This window comes from Blautia schinkii (assembly GCF_013304825.1).
Classification (GTDB): Bacteria; Bacillota; Clostridia; order Lachnospirales; family Lachnospiraceae; genus Blautia_A; species Blautia_A schinkii_B.
The window spans coordinates 116,887-140,514 of the sequence record NZ_JAAWUO010000011.1 but is presented as its reverse complement, the minus strand read 5'-3'; the positions used below and the strand labels follow the sequence as shown (position 1 = coordinate 140,514).

The 23,628-nt window shown below is 37.8% G+C and carries 32 protein-coding genes and 4 pseudogenes; 5 read left to right on the top strand and 31 right to left on the bottom strand.

What is annotated here, in order from left to right:
- Positions 1 to 275: 275 nt before the first annotated feature.
- The 13 genes and pseudogenes from HFM85_RS10105 to HFM85_RS10050 form a co-directional block, all read right to left on the bottom strand.
- Positions 276 to 1,529, bottom strand: a complete 1,254-nt coding sequence (locus tag HFM85_RS10105) for an ATP-binding protein (protein ID WP_117606939.1) — start codon at positions 1,527 to 1,529, stop codon at positions 276 to 278.
- A 788-nt stretch (positions 1,530 to 2,317) separates the two neighbouring features.
- Positions 2,318 to 2,461 (bottom strand): annotated as a pseudogene (locus HFM85_RS16680) (LPS biosynthesis protein); the annotation flags it as partial.
- Positions 2,462 to 3,061: 600 nt separating this feature from the next.
- Positions 3,062 to 3,217 (bottom strand): helix-turn-helix domain-containing protein, encoded by a 156-nt coding sequence (locus HFM85_RS10095; protein ID WP_173737980.1) that lies wholly within the window; start codon positions 3,215 to 3,217, stop codon positions 3,062 to 3,064.
- Positions 3,218 to 3,299: 82 nt separating this feature from the next.
- Entirely contained in the window at positions 3,300 to 3,776 is a 477-nt protein-coding gene (locus tag HFM85_RS10090) for a sigma-70 family RNA polymerase sigma factor (RefSeq protein ID WP_173683922.1), read from the bottom strand.
- A 395-nt stretch (positions 3,777 to 4,171) separates the two neighbouring features.
- Entirely contained in the window at positions 4,172 to 4,336 is a 165-nt protein-coding gene (locus HFM85_RS10085) for an Arc family DNA-binding protein (protein ID WP_118062271.1), read from the bottom strand.
- Positions 4,337 to 4,538: 202 nt separating this feature from the next.
- Positions 4,539 to 5,126, bottom strand: coding sequence for an HD-GYP domain-containing protein (locus HFM85_RS16290; RefSeq protein WP_243873860.1), 588 nt, complete (start codon positions 5,124 to 5,126; stop codon positions 4,539 to 4,541).
- A 92-nt stretch (positions 5,127 to 5,218) separates the two neighbouring features.
- Complete coding sequence (locus HFM85_RS16285; RefSeq protein WP_173719879.1) at positions 5,219 to 5,449, bottom strand: hypothetical protein; 231 nt, start codon at positions 5,447 to 5,449, stop codon at positions 5,219 to 5,221.
- Between the two features lie 80 nt (positions 5,450 to 5,529).
- The gene (locus HFM85_RS10075) at positions 5,530 to 7,071 is read right to left on the bottom strand and encodes an ASKHA domain-containing protein (protein WP_106492201.1); all 1,542 of its coding nucleotides are present in this window, start codon (positions 7,069 to 7,071) and stop codon (positions 5,530 to 5,532) included.
- A 59-nt stretch (positions 7,072 to 7,130) separates the two neighbouring features.
- Positions 7,131 to 7,789 (bottom strand): annotated as a pseudogene (locus HFM85_RS10070) (flavin reductase).
- Complete coding sequence (locus HFM85_RS10065) at positions 7,782 to 8,189, bottom strand: Fur family transcriptional regulator (protein ID WP_117450067.1); 408 nt, start codon at positions 8,187 to 8,189, stop codon at positions 7,782 to 7,784. Before HFM85_RS10065 ends, HFM85_RS10070 begins: the two are co-directional and overlap by 8 nt.
- Positions 8,190 to 8,320: 131 nt before the next feature.
- Positions 8,321 to 8,707: pseudogene (locus HFM85_RS10060) on the bottom strand (YaaA family protein); the annotation flags it as partial.
- A gap of 134 nt (positions 8,708 to 8,841) precedes the next feature.
- Entirely contained in the window at positions 8,842 to 9,765 is a 924-nt protein-coding gene (gene trxB, locus HFM85_RS10055) for a thioredoxin-disulfide reductase (protein WP_005421617.1), read from the bottom strand.
- Between the two features lie 15 nt (positions 9,766 to 9,780).
- Complete coding sequence (locus HFM85_RS10050; protein WP_015524989.1) at positions 9,781 to 10,104, bottom strand: thioredoxin family protein; 324 nt, start codon at positions 10,102 to 10,104, stop codon at positions 9,781 to 9,783.
- 166 nt (positions 10,105 to 10,270) lie between these two features.
- Here HFM85_RS10050 and HFM85_RS10045 point away from each other — a divergent pair, with 166 nt between their 5' ends.
- Positions 10,271 to 10,954 (top strand): Crp/Fnr family transcriptional regulator, encoded by a 684-nt coding sequence (locus HFM85_RS10045; protein ID WP_044994845.1) that lies wholly within the window; start codon positions 10,271 to 10,273, stop codon positions 10,952 to 10,954.
- 120 nt (positions 10,955 to 11,074) lie between these two features.
- Here the strand turns inward: HFM85_RS10045 and HFM85_RS10040 are convergent, their stop codons facing one another.
- From HFM85_RS10040 to HFM85_RS09980, 14 genes and pseudogenes are all read right to left on the bottom strand, one after another.
- Positions 11,075 to 12,766, bottom strand: coding sequence for an FAD-dependent oxidoreductase (locus HFM85_RS10040; RefSeq protein WP_173737981.1), 1,692 nt, complete (start codon positions 12,764 to 12,766; stop codon positions 11,075 to 11,077).
- 1 nt (position 12,767) lies between these two features.
- Positions 12,768 to 13,088 carry a rhodanese-like domain-containing protein gene (locus HFM85_RS10035; protein ID WP_005421613.1) on the bottom strand — a complete coding sequence of 107 codons (321 nt, stop codon included), beginning with the start codon at positions 13,086 to 13,088 and terminating at the stop codon, positions 12,768 to 12,770.
- A 12-nt stretch (positions 13,089 to 13,100) separates the two neighbouring features.
- Complete coding sequence (gene trxA, locus HFM85_RS10030) at positions 13,101 to 13,406, bottom strand: thioredoxin (protein ID WP_005421612.1); 306 nt, start codon at positions 13,404 to 13,406, stop codon at positions 13,101 to 13,103.
- Positions 13,407 to 13,498: 92 nt separating this feature from the next.
- Positions 13,499 to 14,245 carry an SDR family NAD(P)-dependent oxidoreductase gene (locus tag HFM85_RS10025; RefSeq protein WP_005421611.1) on the bottom strand — a complete coding sequence of 249 codons (747 nt, stop codon included), beginning with the start codon at positions 14,243 to 14,245 and terminating at the stop codon, positions 13,499 to 13,501.
- A gap of 159 nt (positions 14,246 to 14,404) precedes the next feature.
- Positions 14,405 to 14,563 carry a rubredoxin gene (locus tag HFM85_RS10020; protein ID WP_005339874.1) on the bottom strand — a complete coding sequence of 53 codons (159 nt, stop codon included), beginning with the start codon at positions 14,561 to 14,563 and terminating at the stop codon, positions 14,405 to 14,407.
- Between the two features lie 91 nt (positions 14,564 to 14,654).
- Entirely contained in the window at positions 14,655 to 15,029 is a 375-nt protein-coding gene (locus tag HFM85_RS10015) for a desulfoferrodoxin family protein (RefSeq protein ID WP_173737982.1), read from the bottom strand.
- A gap of 183 nt (positions 15,030 to 15,212) precedes the next feature.
- Positions 15,213 to 15,413: pseudogene (locus HFM85_RS16280) on the bottom strand (rubrerythrin family protein); the annotation flags it as partial.
- Between the two features lie 89 nt (positions 15,414 to 15,502).
- Positions 15,503 to 16,249: a peroxide stress protein YaaA gene (gene yaaA, locus HFM85_RS10010; protein ID WP_118624549.1), complete on the bottom strand. Its 747-nt coding sequence runs from the start codon at positions 16,247 to 16,249 to the stop codon at positions 15,503 to 15,505.
- Positions 16,249 to 16,704, bottom strand: coding sequence for a thioredoxin-dependent thiol peroxidase (gene bcp / locus HFM85_RS10005; RefSeq protein WP_005421605.1), 456 nt, complete (start codon positions 16,702 to 16,704; stop codon positions 16,249 to 16,251). Before bcp ends, yaaA begins: the two co-directional genes overlap by 1 nt.
- Positions 16,705 to 16,707: 3 nt before the next feature.
- Positions 16,708 to 16,920 (bottom strand): DUF6219 family protein, encoded by a 213-nt coding sequence (locus HFM85_RS10000; protein WP_015541210.1) that lies wholly within the window; start codon positions 16,918 to 16,920, stop codon positions 16,708 to 16,710.
- Between the two features lie 179 nt (positions 16,921 to 17,099).
- Complete coding sequence (locus HFM85_RS09995; protein ID WP_173684846.1) at positions 17,100 to 17,249, bottom strand: hypothetical protein; 150 nt, start codon at positions 17,247 to 17,249, stop codon at positions 17,100 to 17,102.
- A 261-nt stretch (positions 17,250 to 17,510) separates the two neighbouring features.
- Positions 17,511 to 17,945 carry a bacteriohemerythrin gene (locus HFM85_RS09990; RefSeq protein ID WP_106492463.1) on the bottom strand — a complete coding sequence of 145 codons (435 nt, stop codon included), beginning with the start codon at positions 17,943 to 17,945 and terminating at the stop codon, positions 17,511 to 17,513.
- A gap of 76 nt (positions 17,946 to 18,021) precedes the next feature.
- Positions 18,022 to 18,186: a rubredoxin gene (rd, locus tag HFM85_RS09985; RefSeq protein ID WP_173737983.1), complete on the bottom strand. Its 165-nt coding sequence runs from the start codon at positions 18,184 to 18,186 to the stop codon at positions 18,022 to 18,024.
- A gap of 276 nt (positions 18,187 to 18,462) precedes the next feature.
- Positions 18,463 to 18,834 (bottom strand): hypothetical protein, encoded by a 372-nt coding sequence (locus HFM85_RS09980; protein ID WP_118050740.1) that lies wholly within the window; start codon positions 18,832 to 18,834, stop codon positions 18,463 to 18,465.
- Between the two features lie 332 nt (positions 18,835 to 19,166).
- Between HFM85_RS09980 and HFM85_RS09975 the strand changes: the two genes are divergently transcribed.
- The gene (locus tag HFM85_RS09975; protein ID WP_173737984.1) at positions 19,167 to 19,769 is read left to right on the top strand and encodes a Type 1 glutamine amidotransferase-like domain-containing protein; all 603 of its coding nucleotides are present in this window, start codon (positions 19,167 to 19,169) and stop codon (positions 19,767 to 19,769) included.
- A 66-nt stretch (positions 19,770 to 19,835) separates the two neighbouring features.
- A complete protein-coding gene (locus HFM85_RS09970) occupies positions 19,836 to 20,045 on the top strand; it encodes a DUF6219 family protein (protein WP_005421572.1) in 210 nt (69 codons plus the stop codon).
- Between the two features lie 74 nt (positions 20,046 to 20,119).
- Here the strand turns inward: HFM85_RS09970 and HFM85_RS09965 are convergent, their stop codons facing one another.
- From HFM85_RS09965 to dinB, 4 genes are all read right to left on the bottom strand, one after another.
- On the bottom strand, positions 20,120 to 20,551 hold the full coding sequence (locus HFM85_RS09965; protein WP_244092504.1) for a hypothetical protein: 432 nt from the start codon (positions 20,549 to 20,551) through the stop codon (positions 20,120 to 20,122).
- A complete protein-coding gene (locus tag HFM85_RS16275) occupies positions 20,526 to 20,684 on the bottom strand; it encodes a hypothetical protein (RefSeq protein WP_243873858.1) in 159 nt (52 codons plus the stop codon). The genes HFM85_RS09965 and HFM85_RS16275 overlap by 26 nt, the downstream gene beginning before the upstream one ends.
- Before the next feature lie 236 nt (positions 20,685 to 20,920).
- Positions 20,921 to 21,166: a hypothetical protein gene (locus tag HFM85_RS09960; RefSeq protein ID WP_330594857.1), complete on the bottom strand. Its 246-nt coding sequence runs from the start codon at positions 21,164 to 21,166 to the stop codon at positions 20,921 to 20,923.
- A 5-nt stretch (positions 21,167 to 21,171) separates the two neighbouring features.
- Positions 21,172 to 22,422 (bottom strand): DNA polymerase IV, encoded by a 1,251-nt coding sequence (dinB, locus tag HFM85_RS09955; protein ID WP_173737985.1) that lies wholly within the window; start codon positions 22,420 to 22,422, stop codon positions 21,172 to 21,174.
- A gap of 184 nt (positions 22,423 to 22,606) precedes the next feature.
- On the opposite strand from dinB, the gene HFM85_RS09950 reads away from it, so the two are divergent.
- On the top strand, positions 22,607 to 23,314 hold the full coding sequence (locus HFM85_RS09950; protein WP_044924547.1) for a S24 family peptidase: 708 nt from the start codon (positions 22,607 to 22,609) through the stop codon (positions 23,312 to 23,314).
- Positions 23,307 to 23,480: a hypothetical protein gene (locus HFM85_RS09945; RefSeq protein ID WP_243873857.1), complete on the top strand. Its 174-nt coding sequence runs from the start codon at positions 23,307 to 23,309 to the stop codon at positions 23,478 to 23,480. Before HFM85_RS09950 ends, HFM85_RS09945 begins: the two co-directional genes overlap by 8 nt.
- Positions 23,481 to 23,628 lie beyond the last annotated feature (148 nt).

The window sequence follows — 23,628 nt, the reverse complement described above, 5'->3', positions numbered from 1 at the left end:
GCTTTTTATTCTCATTCACTTCTCGGATTTTCATATTTATTACTCCGTCAAACTTTTGTTTATTTCGTTCTTAAGTTCATCTTTATTCTCGTATGTTCTCACTATCGGAATCGTACTCTGTCTGTTCTACATAATCTGCGGAACAGTCTCGTTTATACGGATAAAAAAATAAACTGAGCCACGGCTGTTCCAACATGAAATCAGCCGTGGCCTTATTTATATCATTTCACTCTTTTTTGAAATAGAACAACACCACAGCAACAACTCAAATCGACTTAAAATTCCAGACTATTCGCATTCAGCAAGAAATACTTCATTCCCATGATGACAAAACCTTCATCATTTCTCCAAGGCTTTTTGCTGCCATTTACAATGACGATCTTCTTGAAAGAGTCCGGGATATTACGCAGAGAATTGAACTCCTGCGTCTGTTTTTCTTCCGAAGTCATGTCATATGCAACCTGGATATAGTATCTCTGGTTTCCTTGATTCACCACAAAGTCAACCTCCAACTGCTTGCGAACACGTTTGCCCTCTTTATCCTTATCGAAGATATCCACGACACCCACATCAACATTGTAGCCACGGATCAGCAGCTCGTTATAAACAATGTTCTCCATGATATGAGTAGGCTCCTGCTGTCTGAAATTCAGACGTGCATTTCTCAGTCCCAGATCAGTAAAGTAGTATTTCAGATTTGCACCGATATACTTTCTGCCCTTAATATCGTATCGGCTTGCCTTGGAAATCAAAAAGGCATCTGTCAAATGGTCGATATGCTTGGAGATGGTTTTATTAGCATAAGTCATCTGGCGCTCACTGGCAAAGGTATTGGCAATCTTCGAAGGGTTGGTCGGTGCGCCGATTGCAGATGCAAGCACATCAACCAGAATCCCAATCTCATCCACGTTCTGAATCTTATTTCTTTCAATAACATCCTTCAGATAGACATTTGCAAAGATGTTCTTCAGATAGTCCGCTTTCTGTTGTTCGCTCTGGAAACTTACGATCTGCGGCAATCCTCCGTAGATCATGTAGTCATCCCAGGCATCATCATAATCGCCGTCATAGACAGAATAAAACTCTGCAAAGGAGAGAGGGTAGATTCTAATCTCATCACCTCTGCCACGGAATTCGGTCACAATGTCGCTGGACAGGAACTTGGAATTACTTCCGGTGACATACACATCAATATTGCTCATGCGGAGCAGGCTGTTCAGCACTTCCTCAAATCGTGGCATGAACTGCACTTCATCCAAAAGGAGATAATACTTCCCGTCGTCTTTCATGGCATCCTTGATGTACTTGAAGCATACCTTGGGATCTCTTAATTCCTCGTTCTCAATACCATCCAATGCAATTTCAATAATATGATCAACATCAACGCCGTTCTCCAGTAAGTATCTCTTAAAGATGGTAAACAGCAAAAAGGATTTGCCACATCTACGAATGCCGGTAATCACCTTTATCATTCCATTATCTTTTCGCTCGATCAGCTGCTGTAGGTAAGCGTCTCTTTTAATCTCCATCGTTGCACTCCCCATTTCCGTGCATCTACACACTTTTTAGTAATGAAATTCTATCACAGAACGACCTGAATTTCAATATGTATTCCCATTTTATGTGCATCTACACACTTTTATGTAATGTTAATAAATATATTTTCAGATTTTTTTGATTGCAGTGTCTATAATCGACTACTCCAATCGTTATTATAGGTAAACAACAAAAAGAAGATGGTTCCGATGTTTCATTAAATATGTTCGTTAGTCTTTTACGCAAAGGATTATATCTCCTCTGCGCCCTAATACTTTTCGGATTCAGTTCAACAGTCGAGTAGACTAAGACCTCTCAATCTTAGCCCCTCATAGATCCGTACGTGCGGCTTTCCCGCATACGGCTCCTCATAGTAACATTCGCTTCAATATAAACAATAGTACGTTTTAGGTTTTGCTAACGGGTAATACTTGAGCATTTCCACAAATCCATTCCATGTGTATGCCCGTTTACAACCTCTCCGATTCATGGCTTTGAATAGAAACTGTTCTCTGACTCCGCAGTGCCACATAACACTCGCCATATCGCATTACATGATATTGTCTTCCGCACCAGTTAAGACGTCGACCGACTGAAGTTAACGTTTCGAAGCTCAATCACTATTCAACCCTGCTTTCTTGCTGTCTACGCTTGTCAGATGCCGTTACCGGCATCATCCCAAGACTCGCTATTATCTGGTTGGCTAAACCTTGGATAAACCGGAATCCCACCGGCTTGACTACACCCCCTTAGCTGGGCGCACAACTGGAATTTGACTTGCCTATTTTCTTAAAATCTCATGTGGAGCTTCTATTTCATTTGCCAAGGTATGCTCTGTTAATTCTGATATCAATTTCAATTTTTTATTAATCAATGGTCGCATACAATTAGGAACATGTTCCTGATGCGCTCTGTGGATTGCTACATATACGGTACTTCTTGGAACGTCAAGCAGCCGGGCCATTTCCGGCATACTGAGACTGGCTGCCTCTGCAGCTGCATCTTTCTTACGATCTTCCTGTGTACGATATCTGGACTGGCTGTGATACCAGTCCCAGAAAGCATCCGTCGGCACTCGCAATCTTTCATTCATGGTAACTGTCTCAATATTGTTTTTCTTTAATATCTCATATACCGTTGCGTTGTCCGTCCCCAGCATTTCCTGTATTTCTTTTGGGGAATAAGATCTGAGCCTCAACTCTTTTCCCGGTGCTTCCCCATTGACTTTGTGATACCAGTCCTGATTGGCATACCACTTTTCAAAACTGGCAATTTCAACCCTCATCTTTCCAAGCAATGTTTCTGTCCGAAAATAGTTTTTATGAACCAGCCAGTAACGATCTGTCTTCTTTAATCCCAACATATCCCCCATCTCATGGACACTCATCCACTTTCGGGGTTTTGCCGGTGATCCAACTCTTTGTATCACTGCCATGTTTCACGCTCCTCCCATTCATTTTTCTTAAATCATATCTCACAATTCGCAAAAAATTTAGGATGTCACAGAAGCATTTCCCTTATCCAACTACTCGTCAAAACTCTTCTTGGAAATGCGGTAGCCACCGCCTTCTAACTGAATCCAGCGGAACTCATTTTGTCTCAACAGCTTATAGACCGTTGATCTGCTGACATCCAGCATTTCCTGTAAATCCTTCACCGTATAACATCTTTTTTCTGCCATATTTTCACTCTCTTTCTATCTGTTTTGATTTTATTTCTAAATACAAAAATCGTGAAAAAGTTAAGAGTGCCGTTTCCACTCTTTAACCCATTTCATACATTTTCCGCATTTTCTTTAAGATTGCGCTGACCTTCTGAGACATCCGAACCTTTGAAATTCCCAGTATTTTCGCCAGTTCTACCTGCTTCATGCCCTCAAAGTAGATGGATTTGATAATAAACTGCTCATGTTCTGACAGCTTTGCGATATTCTGATGCAGTTCTGCTGATTCAGCCTGCAGAATTACCAGATCTTCTACGCTCCGCTGTCCCTCATCTGGTAAGTCCTGCACTCCAATTCCATCTGTATTCTCACTGAAAACACAATCCAACAGCTCCGTCCACTTTGTTTTTCTTGTCATGGTTTCCGGATCTTCTGGCTGCCACTTTTTACTTCTGTAAACTTCATTACGGTAAGCGGAAAGCATTGCCTTGGCTACCTCTCTGGTTATTTCATAAAATTTCCCATCAACTTTTGCATAAAATTTGTCATTGAATTTATATGGATGCTCTACATACATCGTCCGTTCCTCCTGAATTTGAAATCTGTTTCGTGTTCCAAATTCAGGAGCGGAGGAGACCGGCTCCTTCTGATGTCTCTGATCATGCGTACTGATTTCCTTTCAGGCCACCAGATCAGGCAGACCTGTGGCTTATTGGCCGGAAATCAAAATTTCAGGGCAACAAAAAAAGCCCCTCCGGGGTGCTAACCCGAAAGAGCTTTTCTAATAATCATATGAAGTTTTCCTGCTGTTCTTTTATTTCCAGCATAATCAGTATAACAGTTCAAAGTATCAGGGGTATCTCAAATACCTGCCGTAAAGTATCACTGATTCCTATAAAAATATCATCATTTGATACTTTTTAAATTGACATAAAAATACACCGGAACTCACCAGCCCGATGTATGATCTTTCTATTTATTTAATGTGCCATGATCTTTCTCATGTTGAGCAATTGCCTGACGAATCAGATACAGCACTTCTCCATTGATAGAACGCCCCTCAAATTCAGCAAGACTTTTCAGTTTTCCGTGCGTCTCAGAATCAATCCGAAGACCAAGATGTTTATCTTTTTCCATATGGCTTCCTCTCCATTTGATAAGTACAAAATAAGTTCATAATACAAGTACATTTTAAGTACAAAACATGGTAAAATGGTTTAAATGAACTTGTTTTAAGTACTCTATATTTTATTATTAGGGGAGAGCATCAAAAATATGAAGAAAGAAAAGCGATATTATCAAATCCGAATGGATTATTTCTGGCTTTCCATTCTGGCAGTCATAATACTGCATGATGTTTCATCGTTTTAAATTCTTCATCGGTTAATTTTTCTGGTTTTTCCAGAATCTCATTCCCGATTGCGACCTTTCCTATGTCATGTAAAGCTCCGGCAATATACATTTTCTGACAGATATCCTCATCAAATCCCATGAACCTTGATATTTTTTCCGCACCTTCCGCAACACCCATTGAGTGGTTACTTGTAAAGGGTGATTTATAGTCCACAATATGGGCAAAAAGATCTGCAATAGCTTTAATCTGTGCAAAATTAAGTTCCAGCTTTATTCTGGGTACTTTCTTCCACAACATCGTATCCAGGGTTTCATTATCAATCATATGAATTTTTTCATCTGAAAAAGCATTAAAAAAAACTTCCACGCAGAAGGAATCAAACAATTTATCTTTTGACTTTATTACAAATTCTTCTGTTCTTTTCCACTCATCCGAAGCTGATTTCATAGATCGGCAAAATATATCTATCGTATCACACATATGGATAATCCTTGCAAAAAACGGTACTTCATTCCATTGTTTTCCAAAAGGTTCACTTCCATCAGCGTTTTCATGGGGGGTACAGTATGACATTAGATACATCATTATGAAACGGTATATTTTTCAGAATTTTTTCTCCTATGGTACAATGCCTTCCCAGCTTCGTCACCCCGTTACGTAAAGCGTCATTTTGAAGCTCTTCCTGAATATATTGTGCCACTGCATTGTCGTGCAGCAATGCACACTCTGCCAGATCCTGCAGGCTTTGACCCTGTATACCCATTTTTTTCAGCAGTACAAACCGCCATATATGCCACACGTTTAGAATGATTGTTTGTTACTTTAATCAGCTCTGCCTCTACACAGTCCAATGCATATGAGCAGGCTGCTAATAACCCCAGCACATCAAATTTCATTTTTGATCTTGTCTCCTCCTTTGTTCTGTTTTCTGAGAAATCTGGAATATGCTTACCATGACAGATTTCTCAACCTCGGATCAATAAAAGCATATGTTTTGTCTTTTCTTTAATTTTTCCATGACCGTTGGATATTTTTTATAATCTGTGTGAGGTAAGGCCTGGGCAGCTACCATCTGTTCCAGAAAATCATCCACTTCCGCAAATTGTATATAAGTCATTTCTTCCAGTATCTGATCAATATCTGCAAGAAGTTCTTTGTTCAGCAAAAGCTTCTGTGCTCCTTCCAGCGAAGAATTTCCAGCATTGATCATCTTCTCCCGTTCCATGTCAGGATACATCCCAATGGTAATGGCTGATTCCACAGATACATATTTTCCAAAAGAGCCGGCTACATAAAATCGATCTGCCTGATTCAGTTCAAGTCCAGATTCCCGGAGCATGATCTCAACCATTATATGTGCTGCGGCTTTGGTAAGAATAAATTCGTCGATATCTTTCTGATAAAAATACAGACCCGGAGCATATTCTATGCAAAGCTGACCTTCTCGTTTCTGAATAAGATTCGTTTTTTCAGGAGAAAACTTACCACGAATATCTATCCAGCCTTCTAAAAAAAGTTCCGCAATCAGATCGACAATACCGGAACCGCAGATACCCTTAGGGCTAATTTTTCCTGAAGAGTTACCAATTACATGAACATGGATTTTTCCACCTCTTATCCTCACGCTGTCCACTGCTCCGGCATCTGCCCTCATCCCGGTGTGTACTACACCGCCTTCCAATGCAGGCCCCGCCGCACCGGCGCCGCAAAGAAGAAAATCTTTATTTCCTATCACAAGTTCACCGTTGGTTCCAATGTCAAAGAAAACACTGATTCCATCCTTTTTATATAATTCCGTTTCAATCATTCCACTGATGATGTCACCACCCAGATAATTAGACTTCGCCGGATAACAATATACATAACCATTCAGCGGAATGTCCAGATCTTTTGCCGGCTGGAATCCCGGACGGTCTGCATGAACAGCATGTGGCGTATAAAAGACACAGAAAGCATCTATTCCCAAAAGAAAGTGGATCATGGTGGTATTGCCTGCTACTACCATAGACAGACATTTTCGTGACACCGGATGCTTTACATCCAGCTTATCCATGCACTCTATAATAGACTCAACTGTAGCAAGCCGTATCTCTTCCAGTTTTTTCCTGTCATCTTTGCAGAAAAAAATACGTGATAAAATATCGGTTCCCCACTGAATCTGTTTATTAAAGCAGCTCTCTTCTCCCAATATCTCACCACTATTACAATCTAAAAGTCTCACCACTACCGTTGTACTTCCAAGATCCACAGCCAGCCCATAATGCTGTCTGGCTGTATCTCCGCTTTCTATATCAACCAGCTCCCATTTTTCTCCATTCCAGGAAAGCGAAACGGTTATTTTCCAACCTGCACGATCAAGTAATGGATATAGTTGTCTCAACATGCGAACCGGAATATGAACCTCCTCTTTCACGCCCTCCGCGGATAAAGCTTCCAGAATGCGCTGCTGGTCTGAACGCTGATCCTCTTCGGTTGGAACAGAAAGATCAAGATATAATTTTCGGCTAAGCCCTCTCATAGTATTCATCTCCCTACAATTTGTGCATTTTTTATTCTGTAAAAAAAGAAGGTCATCCGTTATATCACATACTTGACATCCTTCCTTACCTCCGCTTTCTTTATCACTTTTTCAAAATCTGATGCCGGATGTTTGCACAAAGGACATACAAAATCATCCGGTAATTCTTCTCCTACATACTCATATCCACAGATCCTGCAACGCCATATTGTCTGACCATCTTCTGTTTTTCCTACTGCCTGTGGCTTAGGTTTTATGTGATTCTGATAGTACTCGTATGTTACAGAAGGGATATCACTTAAGACTTCCATGTCTGTTATTTCACCAATAAACATCGTATGGGAACCCAAATCTTCTGTTTTATTAACACTTACAGAAATATACGCATTTGTTCCTTCTGTGATATAGTAAATTCCATTTTCGCCCCTTGCACATTTTTCAAATGTTTCAAACTTATTCATATCCCGCCCGGATTGAAAACCAAAATGTTTAAATAATTCAAACTGGGCACTCTGGCTTAATACTGACACTGTGAATTTTCCGGTTCTTTGGATCATTTCATGTGTATAATTTGCTTTATTTACACAGATACTTAATTGATTAGGTTCTGATGCCGCCTGGATTGCAGTGTTAATGATACAGCCATTATCCTCTTGGGCTTCTCTGCAGTCAGTACAAATAATCCGTAACTCAGCTTATACATCGCTTTTTTATCCATTCTGCTCCTCCTTCATCTTCTCCCTGCATCTCGGACAAATGCCTTTAAAGGAAATATCATATTCCAAAAAATCAATTCCATGCGTATCATGAATTCTTTTCATTAAATCCGGTATTTCCTCCATATCTACATCCGATACCTCACCACATTTTATACATCTCACATGATAATGATTTTTCAATGTGATATCGAACCGATTTGCTCCATCTGGCACTTCAACCTTTCTCAGAGCACCTTCTTCTGACAGTATATCAAGATTTCTATATACTGTTCCTTTTCCAATGGTAGGATATTCTTTTTTTAGAAATTCATATACTTCATTTGCTGTAACATGCCTTTTCATTTCATATACAGCATTTTTCACAAGATCTTTCTGAATTGTATTTCTTCTGTTAGTCATTTGCCCTCCTTATTAGGATTTATTCTTAATTAGAAGTATATATCAGAAGTTTAAAATGTCAATATAAAATTAGTAATAATTACTATTATTGAAATAATAGCACTTTGTAAATGTCCCTTTTTCGCACAATCTTATTCCATAATTTTTCGTTCAAAAACATATTCTATTTCAGATGATAAATCTCTTCTAAAATTGTATCCAAGTCTGTCAAACGTTTGTACGTCTGCAGGATTTTCAATTTCTTTTTCTGCCATATATCTGACCATCTCACCACGAGCCATCTTAGCATATGTACCTTTTGTTACCAGTTTATCCCCTGATTGTTCACAAAACGTAACCGTAATATATTTGTCTTTATCTGATAAATATTTTTCTATACATTTCGAGTATTCTTTTGATGCAAGATTAATGATAATCCTGCTGTCATCAAGCACTGAACGATATAATCTTTCACCCCAATAGTCATATAGATTTTTGGTATCTTCTATTTCAGCTTTCGCCTTCATCTCCAGGCGATGCCTTCTTTCATCAGCATAATCATTGTATCAGGATAAAGTTCACAAAGTATCCGCAATACATTCCCATAAGTTCATGTCATTATTGAAATTGTACATATTTCAGTATGAAAAGTTCACCATTCAAATTCTGATTATTATTTCTCCACATACTCTTCTGCCATATGTACTGCCATAGCACCATCTGCCACTGCTGTTACTATCTGACGAAGTAACTTTGTTCTGACATCTCCTACAGCATAAACACCCGGAATACTCGTTTCAGTGTTTTCACCTGCCACAATATATCCTTTATTATCCAGTTCTATCTGATTATCTAAAAAATCTGTTGTCGGTTTTCTTCCTATACTCACAAACAGGCCGTCACATTCTATAATGTTTTCTTCTCCTGTAACTGTATCTTTCAACCGCACACCAGTCAATCGTTCTCCATAAATCAGTTCATTTACTGTATTGTTCCATCGAAACTCTATATTTTCAGTTTTCATCAGCTGGTCATGGTAGATTTTCGTTGCACGTAATGTATCTCTTCGATGAACAATGATGACTTTCTTAGCAATTCGACTTAAAAGAACAGCATCTGATACAGCAGAATTTCCACCACCAACAACCACCACGATCTTATCTTTATAAAACATACCATCACAGGAGGCACAATAAGCAACCCCATGACCTATCAATTCTTTTTCTTTAGCGAGACCAAGTTCTCTTGGATTTGCTCCAGTAGCAATCACTACTGTTTTTCCAATATAAATTCCCGAACTAGTTTCTACTCTCTTAAGCTTTCCTGTTAAATCCATATTAAAAACTTCAGCATATTCACTTTTAGCGCCAAATTTTTCCGCCTGTTTTTGCATTTTCTCTGCCAATGAAAATCCGTCAATTCCATTTTCAAAACCAGGATAGTTATCAATCTGCCAGGTCAATGACATCTGACCACCTGCAGATAATTTTTCTAAAACAATGGTATCAAATCCTGCTCTGGCTGCGTATAATGCTGAAGTATACCCTCCAGGTCCTCCCCCCACGATAATCATATCGTAAACATGATTTTCATTCATACAGCAGTCCTCCTTTTATTTTTCCAATGCTTCATTAATAAAATTCTCTATCATTATTTTTGATTCAGGTGCAACAATAGAATCTATTGCCTTTCCATTTCGATATAAAACCAGCGTAGGAATCACCTCAATCTTTTCAGCTTCTGCAATCTGTGGTTCTTCATCAATATTTACTTTTCCAGCAACAAGAATATCGCTGTATTCTTCACTTATTTTTTCATAAGCTGCTCCAATTCTACGGCAATAACCACACCAAGGTGCCCAGAAATCAACCAAAACCGGTTTTTCCTTATGAATTAATTGTCCAAACTTTTCTTTATTTATATTTATAGATGTCATATTTTTCAACTCCTTCTCCTATTTGAACTTAATATACCCCAAATAAGTGCTTGCTTCCGTGATGATATCACAGAAAAGATAATTTACTTTATTACACTTCTTTTTATTTCTATTTATGGCATATGCCAGTTATATAATTGACGCATCTAAAAAAAGCAAGTATACTATGTTCGTAAAGGAGATGACTGCTATGAGCTTCGAAAATTATTTTCCACTATGGAATGACTTAAATACAGCACAGAAAAAACTAATTTCAGACAATTTAATCACACGGGATGTAAAAAAAGGAACGATCATTCACAATGGAAACCTGGACTGTACTGGATTATTACTGGTTAAATCCGGGCAGCTTCGAACTTACATACTTTCAGATGAAGGACGGGAGATTACACTTTACCGTCTGTTCGATATGGATATGTGTCTTTTATCCGCCTCATGTATCATGCGGTCTATTCAATTTGAAGTAACCATTGAAGCAGAAAAAGATACGGATCTTTGGATCATCCCTGCTGAAATCTATAAGGGCATCATGAAAGAATCTGCTCCTGTCGCAAACTATACCAATGAGTTAATGGCTACCCGTTTTTCTGATGTCATGTGGCTGATTGAACAGATTATGTGGAAGAGTTTGGATAAGCGTGTTGCTTCATTTCTTTTAGAAGAAACATCCATTGAAGGAACAAATGAACTGAAAATCACTCACGAAACTATCGCAAACCATCTTGGTTCCCACAGGGAAGTTATCACTCGAATGCTTCGATACTTTCAAGGCGAAGGACTCGTCAGACTCTCTCGCGGCAAAATAACAATCCTTGATTCAAAAAGACTGGAAACACTCCAAAGGTCATAAAATTGTTTTTCTGTAACATATAAAGAAGAATCCTCCATTTATCAGAATTATGAAAGTCATTCTAATAAATGGGGGATCTTTTTATATAACGAGAAAATTATAAAAATATTATGATTATTTTTAATAATCCATACCACATGCATATGCCTTTTCAATCAGCGCACGGTCATTGACAACTGCATCATAGAAGCGGAATCCGCCGGAGAAGTTGTATGTTTCATATCCATTTCCTTCCAGAATACGACTGGCAATATAACTTCGCAGCCCACTCTGGCATATCAGGTAAACAGGCTTTCCCTTCTCAATTTCATTGATACGTTCCCTTAGTTCATCTACAGGAATGTTTTTGAATCCATCCATATGCCCCCTGTTAAATTCACCTACAGTTCTCACATCCAGCAACACAACACTTTTATCTCTAGAAATCTTATCCATATCTTCCAGATGCCATTGTTTTAAGGTACCTTTTGCTATATTGTCTATCATGAATCCTGCCATATTTACAGGATCCTTGGCAGAGGAATAAGGCGGTGCATATGCGAGATCCAAATCTTTCAACTGGGTTGCCTTCAGCCCTGCATGAATTGCTGTTGCCAGCACATCAATACGTTTATCAACACCTTCATATCCAATAATCTGAGCACCAAGCAAACGATAAGTCTCTTTTTCAAAAACCACCTTCATGGTCATCACTTTTCCACCAGGATAGTAACCGGCATGACTCATAGGAGAAAGAATTACTGTATCTACATCTAACCCTGACTTTTTGGCATTGGTTTCATTGATACCTGTAGTGGCTGCTGTCATATCAAACACTTTTATAACGGAGCTTCCCTGACTGCCCAGGTAACGACTATCACCGCCACAAATATTATCAGCGATGATTCTGCCCTGTTTATTGGCTGGTCCTGCCAAAGAAATCAGCGCATCATTACCCGTAACATAATGTTTTACCTGAACTGCATCACCTGCAGCATAAATATCCGGTACAGAGGTTTCCCTTCTGTCATTCACTACAATACTTTCCTTGATGCCAAGTTCCAGACCGGCTTCTTTTGCTAATACTGTGTCTGGTGTGACTCCGATTGCCAGAACTACCATATCAGCCTGAAGGGATGGATTATCTTTCAACAGGACCTCCACTCCGTTATCTTTTTCTTTAAATCCTTCTACTGTATAGCCCAGTACCAGTTTTATCCCATGCTTTCTCATTTCATTATGGATCATGGATGCCATATCCGGGTCAAAAGGGTTCATCAGCTGCTTAGGCCTCTGGACAATCGTAACATCCATGCCAAGCTCCCTCAAATTTTCTGCCAGTTCCAGACCAATAAAACCGCCACCTGCCAATACAGCCGATTTTGGATGATTCTTATTTATATATTCCTTTATCCGAAAAGTGTCTTCTACAGTACGAAGTGTAAAAAGTTTATCAATACCTACTCCGGGAAGTCTCGGCTGTGTTGGCTTTGCACCTGGAGAGAGGATCAGCTTATCATATTTTTCTTCAAATATCTCACCATTCTCTAAATTTTTCACTGAAACCGTTTTACGTTCCGGATGTATGGAGATAACTTCATGATGAATTTTCATGTTAATACGGAAGCGTTTAAAAAAACTCTCTGGTGTCTGTAGTGTAAGTTCTTCCGGGTCTGTGATCACGTCTCCAATATAATATGGAAGTCCACAATTTGCATAGGATATGTATCCGGATCTTTCAAACACAGTAATTTCAGCATGTTCATTCAGTCTGCGTATTCTTGCTGCGGCTGTAGCTCCTCCGGCTACACCTCCTACAATTATTACCTTCATCTTATTTTTCCACCTTTCCTGAGTAAGCTGCAATGCCACCGATATTATTTACTTTAGAATATCCCATTCGTTGCAGTATCCCAGTTGCCTGGCGGCTTCGTGAACCGGAATAACAGTATACAAACAGTGGGATATCCTTATTCTTCGCTACAGAAGCAATATTGTCAAGTTGCTGCAACGGCACATTTTTACTTTCTGGTATATGTCCTTCCTGATATTCCTGCGGTGTACGTACATCCAGCAGAACTGCATCATCAGTCCTTTTATATTCTTCTATGCCTTGATTAATATTCGACTGTTTAAAGAGATCAAAAAATCCCATTAGTACACCTCCCTAAAGCATTTCTAAAATCGCATTCTTAGGTCTCGCCCCTGAAACCTGCTGTACAATCTTCCCATTCTTCATAACCACTAAAGTCGGAATGCTCATAATACTGAACTTATTTGCCAGTTCAGGCTCTTCATCTACATTAATCTTTCCAACTTTAATATCTCTACGCTCACTTGCAATCTCCTCTACAATAGGTACTACCATGCGGCAAGGCGCACACCAAGATGCCCAAAAATCTAAAAGAACGGGTTTATCGGAATTCAGTACTTCGTTCTGAAAATTATTTTTATTGATATTAATAGCAGACATTTTACAGTCCTCCTTATCTTTTTCTTTTTGTAGATTTATTATAGTCTTAATTTCATTTATTTTCCGTGATTACATCACCATACCTCATTAACTTAACTTCTTGCCATACCATCTACACTTAATATAACACCTGTAATGTAACTCGCCTCATCTGAAGCAAGAAACACAAACGCATTGGCAATATCTTCTGGCTGTCCAAGACGACGCAATGGAATTCTTTCAATCATAGGTTCGATAACTTCCTTTGGCACGGCCTTCATCATATCAGTTTCTGTAATCCCAGGTGCAACAGCATTAACACGAATACCTTTAGGTCCTAGTTCTCTTGCTAATGATACAGTCAATCCGTTTACTGCAAACTTCGATGCCGGATAAGCAAACCCACTTGGCTGTCCCGAAATACTCACCATGGAAGAAGTTGAGAGAATGACCCCCTTGCCTCTTGCCACCATACATTCTGCTGCTACACGAGTAGTATTAAATACTCCTTTTACATTTAGATCCATGACTTTATCAAAAGTCTCCTCTGTATAATCCATAAATGAGGTGTTTTCTGAAATCCCTGCATTATTTACCAGTATGTCGACACATCCATATTTTTCAGTTGCCTCTTTAAAAGCCTTTCTGACAGACTCCATGCTTGCTAGATTTGGACTAATTCCAGCAACTATTGCATTGGGATATTTTTCTTTTAATTTATCTACAGCAACATCTGCCGATTCCTGTGAACTTGCTGCCAACACAACTGAAGCACCTTCCTTCAAGAATTTATCAGCTGTAGCAAATCCTATACCACGGCTTCCACCCGTAATGATTGCAACTTTATCTTTTAATCTCATTTAGACTACCTCCTTACTTTGTTTGTAGTTACATTATAAGCAAAAGGTAAATCATTTTCTGTGATATCATCACAATCACAAACTATCGCAATAAAAAACCCTGTTGCTCACACGCACCAGGGTTTTTGTTTATCTATCCGTATTTAAATAATCAGAATTTTATTCAACTTCTGAAAACTGATCTTTTCCAACATTACATAATGGGCATTCAAAATCTTCTGGAACGTCCTCCCACTTTGTTCCTGGTGCAATACCACCTTCAGGATAACCTTCCTCTTCATCATATTCCCATCCGCAAACGTCACATACATATTTCATTAGTTTGTTCCTCCTTATAAATATATTAATACACAGCATATATTACTGTTGTATTTGTGTTGTTCTGTAACCTTAATATGTATAAATGCTTTTAGCATTTCCATAATCCATGCAGGTTACAATATGCATATACTTCTTCTACCTGTTCACCATTGCAAAGACAAAAATCTGCTACCGGCTCCTGCCCTGGATTTAACTGTTTTCTGTATATTCCCTGGTTTGTATTTAATGTAATCCACTCAATGAAATGCTCTTCAAGCATTGGATGTTTTGTCTCTCCGACCACAACATGAACATGACTGCCTTCTATCGTATATACAGGTACATGCTTCTCGACAACAGCATCTGTCACTCCGGCTTTTAATTCCTGCATAGGTTCTCCGCAACACATTACTGGTACGCCTTGATCCTTTACCATTTCAATAATGTTTCCACAATGATTGCATACAGAATATTTTACTTCCATCTTTTTTATCTTCCTATGTTTAAAATTTAAAATCCAATTGTTTCTATAACTTTTTTCAAAGCATCCGCCGATTCTTAAACTTTAATGCTTCTTTACCAACTGATGCAGAACCAACAAAGCCACAGCCTATCATTACTGCTTTTTTTAATAATCACTTTCTTCTTTGTAATAATCTCCTTCTCTTTAATAGTTCTCTTCACGTATTTCGAAATAACTCTGTGGATGGTTACATACTGGACATATCTCAGGTGCCTTTGTTCCTACCACAACATGTCCACAGTTACGGCATTCCCATACCTTAACTTCACTCTTTTCAAACACCTGTGCAGTTTCAATATTCTTAAGAAGTGCACGATATCTCTCTTCGTGGTGCTTCTCAATCTGTTTATTGTCAATAAATAATAGCAATAATTACTATTATTATAATAATTAATATTACTGATTACCTTTTATTTAAAATAATCATTCAATCATCATTTTTTCCGTTCAAAAACATATTCTGCATCTGATGATAAATCAGAGCGGAATGAATAGCCTAGTCTATCAAATTTCTTAATATCCTCAGGATTTTCAATTCTGTTTTCAGCCATGAACCTAACCATTTCACCACGGGCCATCTTAGCATATGTACCTTTTGTCACCAGTTTATCTCCTGATAACTCACAAAATGTAATCGTAATGTATCTATCCTGTCGTGTCAGATATTTTTCTATGCACTTAGAGTATTCTTTCGATGCCAGATTGATTATAATCCTGCTGTTATCAATCACTGAGCGGTATAATAAATCTCCCCAGTACTCATACAGATTTTTTGTTTCTCCTATTCCAACCTTCGCCTGCATTTCCAAACGATAAGGCGTCACACCATCCCTTGGTTTTAACACACCATAAAATGCAGATATTATTCTCAAATGATTTTGTACATACTCGAACTGACTGTCCTCAAACACGGATGGAGCCATATATTGAAAAGCAATTCCTTCATATGATAAGACAGCTGGGGTAAGTAAATGATAAAGATCCATGTTTTCCAATCTATTGAAGTTCTGTTCTGTAATTTTGTCATTACATTTCCAGATAGTCTTCAGTTCTTCTTTTGACTTACTTTTCAACCAATTTTGTATCTCTGTCGTCTTTTCAATAAATTCAGGCAATCCATCCGGCGCTATGCTGTCAGTATCTGTAATCATCTTTTTAGCAGGGGATAATATTATCTTCATTAATCTAATTCCTTGAGCATATTTTCAGGATCATCTGCAGCCTTGACTTTATCATTTGCCTTTATAATAATCCCCTGTTCATCAATAAGATATGTGGTTCTTACTACTCCCATAGAGACTTTGCCATAATTTTTCTTTTCTTTCCATACATCATATGCTTCAATAACTTTCCGCTCTGGATCTGCTAAAAGTGTAAATGTCAATCCATATTTTTCCTCAAATCTCTTATGAGAGGATACAGAATCCTTACTGACTCCAAGAATAACTGCTCCTTTTTCGGTAAACTGAGGGTATCGCTCAGAAAACCCACATGCCTGTTTCGTGCATCCCGCTGTATTATCCTTGGGATAGAAATATAAGATCACTTTTTTTCCTGTATAATCCGATAATCTATGTATTTTCCCATTTTGATCTGGCAACTCAAAATCCGGTGCCTTAACCCCTACTTCCAACATTATTTATCCCTCCCTTTCTGTATCTTTCTCTTTATTCGCCTTTTTTTTCCTATTCCTGGTAATCATTTTATGACCTGTATATATCGCCATTACCATACATAACATAGAACTTAAAGCAAAGTATTTGTGACTTGATTTTTGCTTTTTATATCCAGTGTAAAAAGTCCCAAGCATTGTGATCAATGCTCCTACTGACCAATATTTATGTGCTTTCATGTAATTCCTCCATTTTTTCAGTGTATTCAATTCTAATTATACGCTACCATATTCCTATGTCAATTTGATAATAGAGCATTCCTATAAAATTTTTCAAAATATCATTGTCAAAACTATGTATTGTTATCCTTTAATTTTTCTTTGAAATAATTGACAAAAAGCTTGCTTTCAGGAGATTACTATTTAATCTCATTTCCATCTATATATAGTTGAAATTTATCAGGATTATTGACAACATCATAGTCCTTTCCGTATTCTACAGGTCTATATTCGGCTGTCATTACCGATTCCCCGTCTTCAATATCCTCTTTCCATAAATAGATGTTCATATCAATGCTCGTCGCATATCCTCTGTCTGTGGAGAATTTTGTCGAATGAAAAGAGACTTTACAACTTAAAATTGGATAAAAAGGACAAAAAAAGAAGAGCTGCTTGCTCTTCCCATATAGTAGTAGTAAAATAATATGTCATGCCAGCGCAATATATTACCTAGAATATCGCTATAACAGGAAAGGGACTGCATTGTGACAGCCCCTAGTTTACTTCATCATGTTGTCTACATTCTGAGTGAACTCATTCCCTGGTTTATTTTAGCATCGATCTGGATTTTGTTTCATAAAGATAAATTTTGCCACAGAGCGGTCGTATGTTTTAATGTGTCCAAACAGCCAGTCGATTACATTTTTCTGTACAAGTTCACTGAACTGATCTGTTGGTCCTTCATACTCCTGAAGGTATTCATACAGTTCCTGAATTGTCTTTTTAAACTCTTCATGTTTTTCATAATGTTTTTCACGCTCTGGATAACCGGATTTTTCCTGAAGCTTTTCCTCTTCTTTGAAATGAAAGTCAGTATATTCATCCAGATAATCCAGCATTTTGATTGCTTTTACTTTGCTGTCGCCATTTTGACAGGCAGTTACAAAGTTCTGGATACGGTCGATCAATTCTTTATGCTGGGTATCAATTGTTTCATTTCCTGTTACTAAATTGTCATCAAAGGTAATGTTTAAATCGTAAGTCATAATTTGACCTCCATTTCTTTTATATGTTCTCTTAGGTTCTTTTAATGTATGGCAGTTTCGTACCTGCATTTTCTGCTTAGTCTTCTACAGGAACGAAAACATCTTTTCCTAATCCACAGATTGGGCATGTCCAGTCATCTGGAATATCCTCAAATGCAGTTTCTGGATCGATACCAGCGTCTGGATCTCCTACTGCCGGATCATAAATATATCCACATGGTTCACATTCATATTTTTTCATAGTCATTTTCCCTTTTCAATGTCGATTTATTTTTGTTACCAAGTTTCTAGCAATTTTTCTAACACTTTGTTTCTTGTATATCTGTATTATACATGATAATTATTCTTTTGTCAATAATAGTAATTATTATCATTTTTACACTTAGCATAAACTTATATTTGAATTGCACATTTACATATTGTATATATCATGGGAATAGTTGAATAAAAAAATGAACTCTATTCATTAAAGACAGAGTTGCTGGAAATTATTTCTCTACAACAACTTTCTTCGTCTTTAAGTCCTTGAAACACAATACTTTCCAATCAGATTCATCCAACTGTTATATTTATTCTTTTCACACACTTTTCGGCAAATTTCATTTTCCATCAATACACAGAACATCTTATCATAATCAAATGCCCAAACAGCACCATTCACATGGTTTTCCACTGCTTTCTGATCTATGTTCTTTAAACGTGTGACCATTTTTTCAATTTCTCCATTTCTCAAGTTACCGATATTTTTGCAGATAAACCGAAAGAAATTCAACGTTGCATATTCGTCATGCCAATGGAACTCTTCTGGATTGTTTTTAATTTTACTGACTCGCTGCTGTTCTTTGATTATCTGATCAGCTACACCTTTCATCGAATCTTCGTATCTCATATTACTCACCTACTCTTCCTCAACACCCAGTGACGGTTTAAATCTTTTATCCTTTGCCTGCGGTACCACGATCTCATAAAAATAAAATCCTAAATATCCAAGTGCCTGCTTCTTCATTTTATAAAAAGAAGTCCTGCCTATTCCTAGCTCCTGCTGTACTTCCACATCTGTCTTACATAAATTAAAAGGTAAATATGTTCAAACATAAGGCCTCGGAATCTTAATGATTTCTGGGGTTTTCTATTATTGGGATAAGACTATTTATAGCAATTTAAACCGAATTATGATAACATAAGGCAAAGATAAATCGGAATTTATAAAGGAGAATATTGATGAAACTATTTTTATGTTCGCATTTTTCAAGTGTAGGAAGTCTGATAAAGGAAGAAATTGAAAATAAGAAAGTCGCATTTATTCCAACAGCTTCGCTGCGTGAAGGCTACACCGGTTATGTCGGCTCGGCTCGAAAATTATTCAAAAAGTTGGGAGCAATCGTAACTGAAATTGATATTTCAACGGAGGCTTATTCAACGATACAGTCTGTTTTTGAAGATGCAGATGTGATATATTTTACCGGCGGAAATTCTTTTTTTCTTATGGACCGGCTCCGTAAAACGGGAACTGATGGGCTACTGAAAAAGGAATTGGCAAATGGAAAATTGATGATCGGCGAGTCGGCAGGCGCAATTATATGCGCTCCAAGCATCCAATATATCGAGCAAATGGATGAAAAGCCAGAGGACTACTCACAAGAAGATGATGCAGGGCTTGATTTGATTGATTTCTATGTTCTTCCGCATTATCTTACAGCACCATTTAAGAAAGTTACCGAGAAAATAATGACTGAGTTTTCGGATTTGAATCTATGCCCAATTAACAACCGTCAGGGAATTGTAATTGATGGTGAAGGTTCAAAGGTTATTTGCAAAGACTAATTTGAAAATTCCAGTTTGCATATTTCTTAAAAAGATGTATGATATAAAAAAGCTCAGGAGGTTCAAATGAAATCACATAAATACTGGTCCATCGGTGCGCTGGTTTCCATGATCGGAACTTGCTACACCGGCTATAAGGATATGAAATCAGCACATAAATATTTTGCATTCAGTTCACTGATCTGCATGGCTATGGCCATTTACTCAGGTCATAAAATGATTTCTGGCAAATCCAGAAAAAAGAAAGAAGCTGCAGCTGAAGAATCTGCAGAATAATAAGAGGAATAGGGGAGTATTCCATTATATATAAGCCTGATGGAAAGGGGAGATTCCACCAGGCTCTTTCAGATCTACTCTTCCGTTTCCGGAAAAGACGGCTTATATCGTTTGTTTGCAGATTGTGGCACTACGATTTCAAAAAAATAATATCCCAGATACCGGAGAGCTACTTTTTTCTTCCGGTAAAAACTTGCCCGGCTCATCCCCAGTTCAAGCATAATTTCCATATCTGTCATTTTTCTGTGTCTGCAGAAGCAGCCATAAAGCACATCATAATATTCGGTTCCAAAATTCGGGGTAAAATATTTTACCAATGTCATTGCCCGGTTGACCATATCGCAAAATCCATAGATTAGAATGATATTGTTTACTTCTTTTTTCAGTTTTCCTAAATTCATGCGGTAATCGTAAGAATCCATATACTGAAGAGCATAAGCCATGTTCTCATTGATCTTTTCCTGACACTCCTGCTCTAATTCATCCAGAACCATCTGATTTTCCAAAATCAAGTCCTGATAATTGTTCATCAGTTCCTTGATTTTTTCCATAGTACAGGTTCATTCTTTCTTCTGTATGGCGTGCTGCATTTAAGGTTACTTCTTTAAACGATCTGATCGCATAATCTCTTTCTGTCATTATCAAAATCTCCTTTTTCGTATTGAATCGTCTTTCTCTGACGTTCTACACTCCCATCCCTGTGATTTTGACGAAAGCTCAATAAGAATTATTCTTGAGCAGGGCCACATCTGCATAGACAATATAGTGGGTATATTGTTTCATGGACATAAATGTAATGCCCTTATATGTCAATCTGAAAAGAGCAAAAGGGAAAGGTCAGCTCTTCTGCAGATCCTGTTTTCTTTCTTAAATCTTTACGCACTCTTGCGTTCCATAAACCACTTATCAAATTCATAATATAAATGGCATTCCTTACCATCTACCAATACCGTATACATGATTCCAGTACCCCCTGCCTTACGGCTCGCACATCGTTCTTTTGATTTTACTTTATCAATGATGTACTTCGTTCCATCTTCCCAGATAAATTCTACGGGCATCATAACACCATCGGTACTAAATTTTACGGTTACTTCAACATATACTTTATAACTTTCCAAAGAACTTACCTCCCATTAAAATATCCTACTGGATGTACAGTGTGGGATTTCTGTGCATCCAAACTTGATAAGACTTTATCCTGATACATAAATGCTCTCTGGACACTGTGATAACCAAACCGTCGTCTGATTTCATCTACTGCTCTGTCTAGCTTCTCCTGTTTTTCTCGACGTTGTTCATTCATAAATAAATCTAACTGCACCGGTACTGTTCCCATTACCAGATCATCAGCACGAATGCCAAGGCTTCTGATCGGACGTGACCAATGATAATTTTCCTTGAATAGCTGATAAGCTGCTTTCATAATCTCATCTGTAATGTCAGTGGGTTCTTGAATTTTTTTCTGTCGCGAAAAATGATACAGATCATTGTCCCGGATAGAAATTGAAACTTCATTACATTTAAAACCATGTTTCCGCAATCTGGCTGCAACACTTTCTGTCAATGCCATCAGAATAATCTGTACATCTTGATCACATTCCAGATCTCTCGGTGTTGTCGTACTGTTACCAATAGATTTGATCGGAGCATGATATGATTCTGCTGTAACCGGCGAATCATCCCATCCGTTTGCAAATGAAAATATCACAAGTCCCATTTTTCCAAGCTGCCGTTCCAGAAAATTTGGATCTGTTCTTGCCAATTCTCCAATCGTGCGAATACCATATTTCTGTAGAGTTCTATTCGTTGATCTTCCTACATATAGAAGATCTGATACCGGAAGTTTCCAGATTAGTTCACGGTAATTCGTCCGATTAAATTCTGTAATTCCATCAGGCTTCTTATAATCGCTTCCAAGTTTTGCAAAAATTTTATTCCAGGAAATTCCAATGCTTACCGTAATACCCAGTTCTTTCTTTACCCTTCTGTTAATTTCTTCTGCAATTTTTCTTCCATTACCTTTCAGTAAAGAACTGTCAGTTACATCAAGCCAGGCTTCATCACATCCATACGGTTCAATTTGATTCGTATATTCCGAATATATTTCTCGCAACATTGAGGAAAACTTCAAATATAAATCCATCCTCGGAGGCACAAATATCAAATCCGGGCAAACCTGCTTTGCCTGCCACAATGCCATGCCAGTCTTAACGCCGCTTCTCTTCGCAATATAATTCGCTGTCAATACAATTCCATGCCTCGCTTCAGGATCTCCTCCTACAGCTAATGGCTTACCAACATATTCTGGATGATATAGCATTTCCACACTAGCATAAAAACAGTTGGCATCACTGTGCAATACTACTTTTTCCACATTTTCACCTCCCTTTTAGAACATGTGTTCTTTTTTCTATACAGGCATTATATATCGTTTTTAAATCTTTGTAAAGTAGCAAATATGTTGATTTTCTGGATTTTAACGCTATTATTGTTGATTTTTTATCTGTTATGGGTTATAGTATATATAGGGAATAAATACCTGCATATGGAGGTGTATGATGATAAAGAAAGATTTTGGATCCATTATTGCTAATAAAAGAAAATACCGAAAACTGTCTCAACCACAACTGGCAGCTCTTCTGTGTGAAAGAGGCTTAGATGTAAAAGCTCATTCTATCAGTAAATGGGAAAAAAATGTAAACCTGCCAAATGTTTTACAATTTTTTGCCCTCTGTGAGATTCTTGAGATTTCCGATATAAATAGAACATTCCAGATTGGAACGGATGAGAAACTTTTCTCCAAATTAAATGACGAAGGACAAGCCAAAGTTCTTGACTACATGAACCTATTAATGAAAAGTGGAGAATACATTCGAGAAGAACCAATCATTTATCAATTTCCACGAAGAACTCTCAGTCTCTATGATCTCCCGGTTTCAGCTGGAACAGGACAATTCCTTGATTCCGACCGTTTTTCCGAAATTGAAGTTGGTGATGAAGTATCTTCCAGTGCTGACTTCGGTGTCCGGGTATGTGGTGACAGCATGGAGCCTCTCTATCTGGATGGACAGATCATCTGGATTCATAAACAAGAAACACTTGAAGAAGGAGAAATCGGTGTCTTCTTCCTTGATGGTGATGCTTATGTAAAGAAATATCATCAATCCGATTCCGGTATTCAGCTTATTTCTCTAAATAAAAAATATGCCCCTATCCAAGTCACTTCCGGATCCACCTTAAAAACTTTTGGAAAAGTAGTTGGCTAATTTTAAAAAGCTGATGGTTCAGAACGAGGACCTGGATTATTTCGGACTCTGCAGTTCATTGAATGCGACTCCGGAACTAATGAGCTTTAAATTATACAGCCTGACAAAACGAGGCCAGGCTTATCATATGCCGATGGAGATTCAGAGCAATTTCCTGGCGAAATAAAGTAAATAAAGATCCTGTTCTATATATCATAGTATGAACAGGATCTTTTTATAATGATTTATTTTCTATCTAAAATTTTATTAAACCGACTAAAGACTCCATAGTTTGTGTGTTTGACTTACTGTTTATATCTATCTTCTCCTAAATA

Excerpts from the sequence above, each read along its gene's own strand:
- HFM85_RS10045 (WP_044994845.1), top strand. The coding sequence starts at position 10,271 with ATGTTCGTAAAGGAGATGACTGCTATGAGCTTCGAAAATTATTTTCCA.
- HFM85_RS09995 (WP_173684846.1), bottom strand. The coding sequence starts at position 17,249 with ATGAACATCTATTTATGGAAAGAGGATATTGAAGACGGGGAATCGGTA.
- bcp (WP_005421605.1), bottom strand. The coding sequence starts at position 16,704 with ATGTTGGAAGTAGGGGTTAAGGCACCGGATTTTGAGTTGCCAGATCAA.
- HFM85_RS10065 (WP_117450067.1), bottom strand. The coding sequence starts at position 8,189 with ATGACTAACAGAAGAAATACAATTCAGAAAGATCTTGTGAAAAATGCT.
- trxB (WP_005421617.1), bottom strand. The coding sequence starts at position 9,765 with ATGAATGAAAATCATGTTTACGATATGATTATCGTGGGGGGAGGACCT.
- HFM85_RS10015 (WP_173737982.1), bottom strand. The coding sequence starts at position 15,029 with ATGGAAGTAAAATATTCTGTATGCAATCATTGTGGAAACATTATTGAA.
- HFM85_RS10035 (WP_005421613.1), bottom strand. The coding sequence starts at position 13,088 with ATGGGATTTTTTGATCTCTTTAAACAGTCGAATATTAATCAAGGCATA.
- HFM85_RS16275 (WP_243873858.1), bottom strand. The coding sequence starts at position 20,684 with ATGACAGAAAGAGATTATGCGATCAGATCGTTTAAAGAAGTAACCTTA.
- HFM85_RS10090 (WP_173683922.1), bottom strand. The coding sequence starts at position 3,776 with ATGTATGTAGAGCATCCATATAAATTCAATGACAAATTTTATGCAAAA.
- HFM85_RS16290 (WP_243873860.1), bottom strand. The coding sequence starts at position 5,126 with ATGTCATACTGTACCCCCCATGAAAACGCTGATGGAAGTGAACCTTTT.
- HFM85_RS10105 (WP_117606939.1), bottom strand. The coding sequence starts at position 1,529 with ATGGAGATTAAAAGAGACGCTTACCTACAGCAGCTGATCGAGCGAAAA.
- HFM85_RS09980 (WP_118050740.1), bottom strand. The coding sequence starts at position 18,834 with ATGAGATACGAAGATTCGATGAAAGGTGTAGCTGATCAGATAATCAAA.
- HFM85_RS10050 (WP_015524989.1), bottom strand. The coding sequence starts at position 10,104 with ATGACATCTATAAATATAAATAAAGAAAAGTTTGGACAATTAATTCAT.
- HFM85_RS10000 (WP_015541210.1), bottom strand. The coding sequence starts at position 16,920 with ATGAAAGCACATAAATATTGGTCAGTAGGAGCATTGATCACAATGCTT.
- HFM85_RS16285 (WP_173719879.1), bottom strand. The coding sequence starts at position 5,449 with ATGAAATTTGATGTGCTGGGGTTATTAGCAGCCTGCTCATATGCATTG.
- HFM85_RS09950 (WP_044924547.1), top strand. The coding sequence starts at position 22,607 with ATGATAAAGAAAGATTTTGGATCCATTATTGCTAATAAAAGAAAATAC.
- HFM85_RS09970 (WP_005421572.1), top strand. The coding sequence starts at position 19,836 with ATGAAATCACATAAATACTGGTCCATCGGTGCGCTGGTTTCCATGATC.
- HFM85_RS10025 (WP_005421611.1), bottom strand. The coding sequence starts at position 14,245 with ATGAGATTAAAAGATAAAGTTGCAATCATTACGGGTGGAAGCCGTGGT.
- HFM85_RS10040 (WP_173737981.1), bottom strand. The coding sequence starts at position 12,766 with ATGAAGGTAATAATTGTAGGAGGTGTAGCCGGAGGAGCTACAGCCGCA.
- trxA (WP_005421612.1), bottom strand. The coding sequence starts at position 13,406 with ATGTCTGCTATTAATATCAATAAAAATAATTTTCAGAACGAAGTACTG.
- HFM85_RS10095 (WP_173737980.1), bottom strand. The coding sequence starts at position 3,217 with ATGGCAGAAAAAAGATGTTATACGGTGAAGGATTTACAGGAAATGCTG.
- rd (WP_173737983.1), bottom strand. The coding sequence starts at position 18,186 with ATGAAAAAATATGAATGTGAACCATGTGGATATATTTATGATCCGGCA.
- HFM85_RS09990 (WP_106492463.1), bottom strand. The coding sequence starts at position 17,945 with ATGACTTACGATTTAAACATTACCTTTGATGACAATTTAGTAACAGGA.
- HFM85_RS09975 (WP_173737984.1), top strand. The coding sequence starts at position 19,167 with ATGAAACTATTTTTATGTTCGCATTTTTCAAGTGTAGGAAGTCTGATA.
- yaaA (WP_118624549.1), bottom strand. The coding sequence starts at position 16,249 with ATGAAGATAATATTATCCCCTGCTAAAAAGATGATTACAGATACTGAC.
- HFM85_RS10085 (WP_118062271.1), bottom strand. The coding sequence starts at position 4,336 with ATGGAAAAAGATAAACATCTTGGTCTTCGGATTGATTCTGAGACGCAC.
- HFM85_RS10075 (WP_106492201.1), bottom strand. The coding sequence starts at position 7,071 with ATGAGAGGGCTTAGCCGAAAATTATATCTTGATCTTTCTGTTCCAACC.
- HFM85_RS10020 (WP_005339874.1), bottom strand. The coding sequence starts at position 14,563 with ATGAAATATGTATGTGACGTTTGCGGATGGGAATATGATGAAGAGGAA.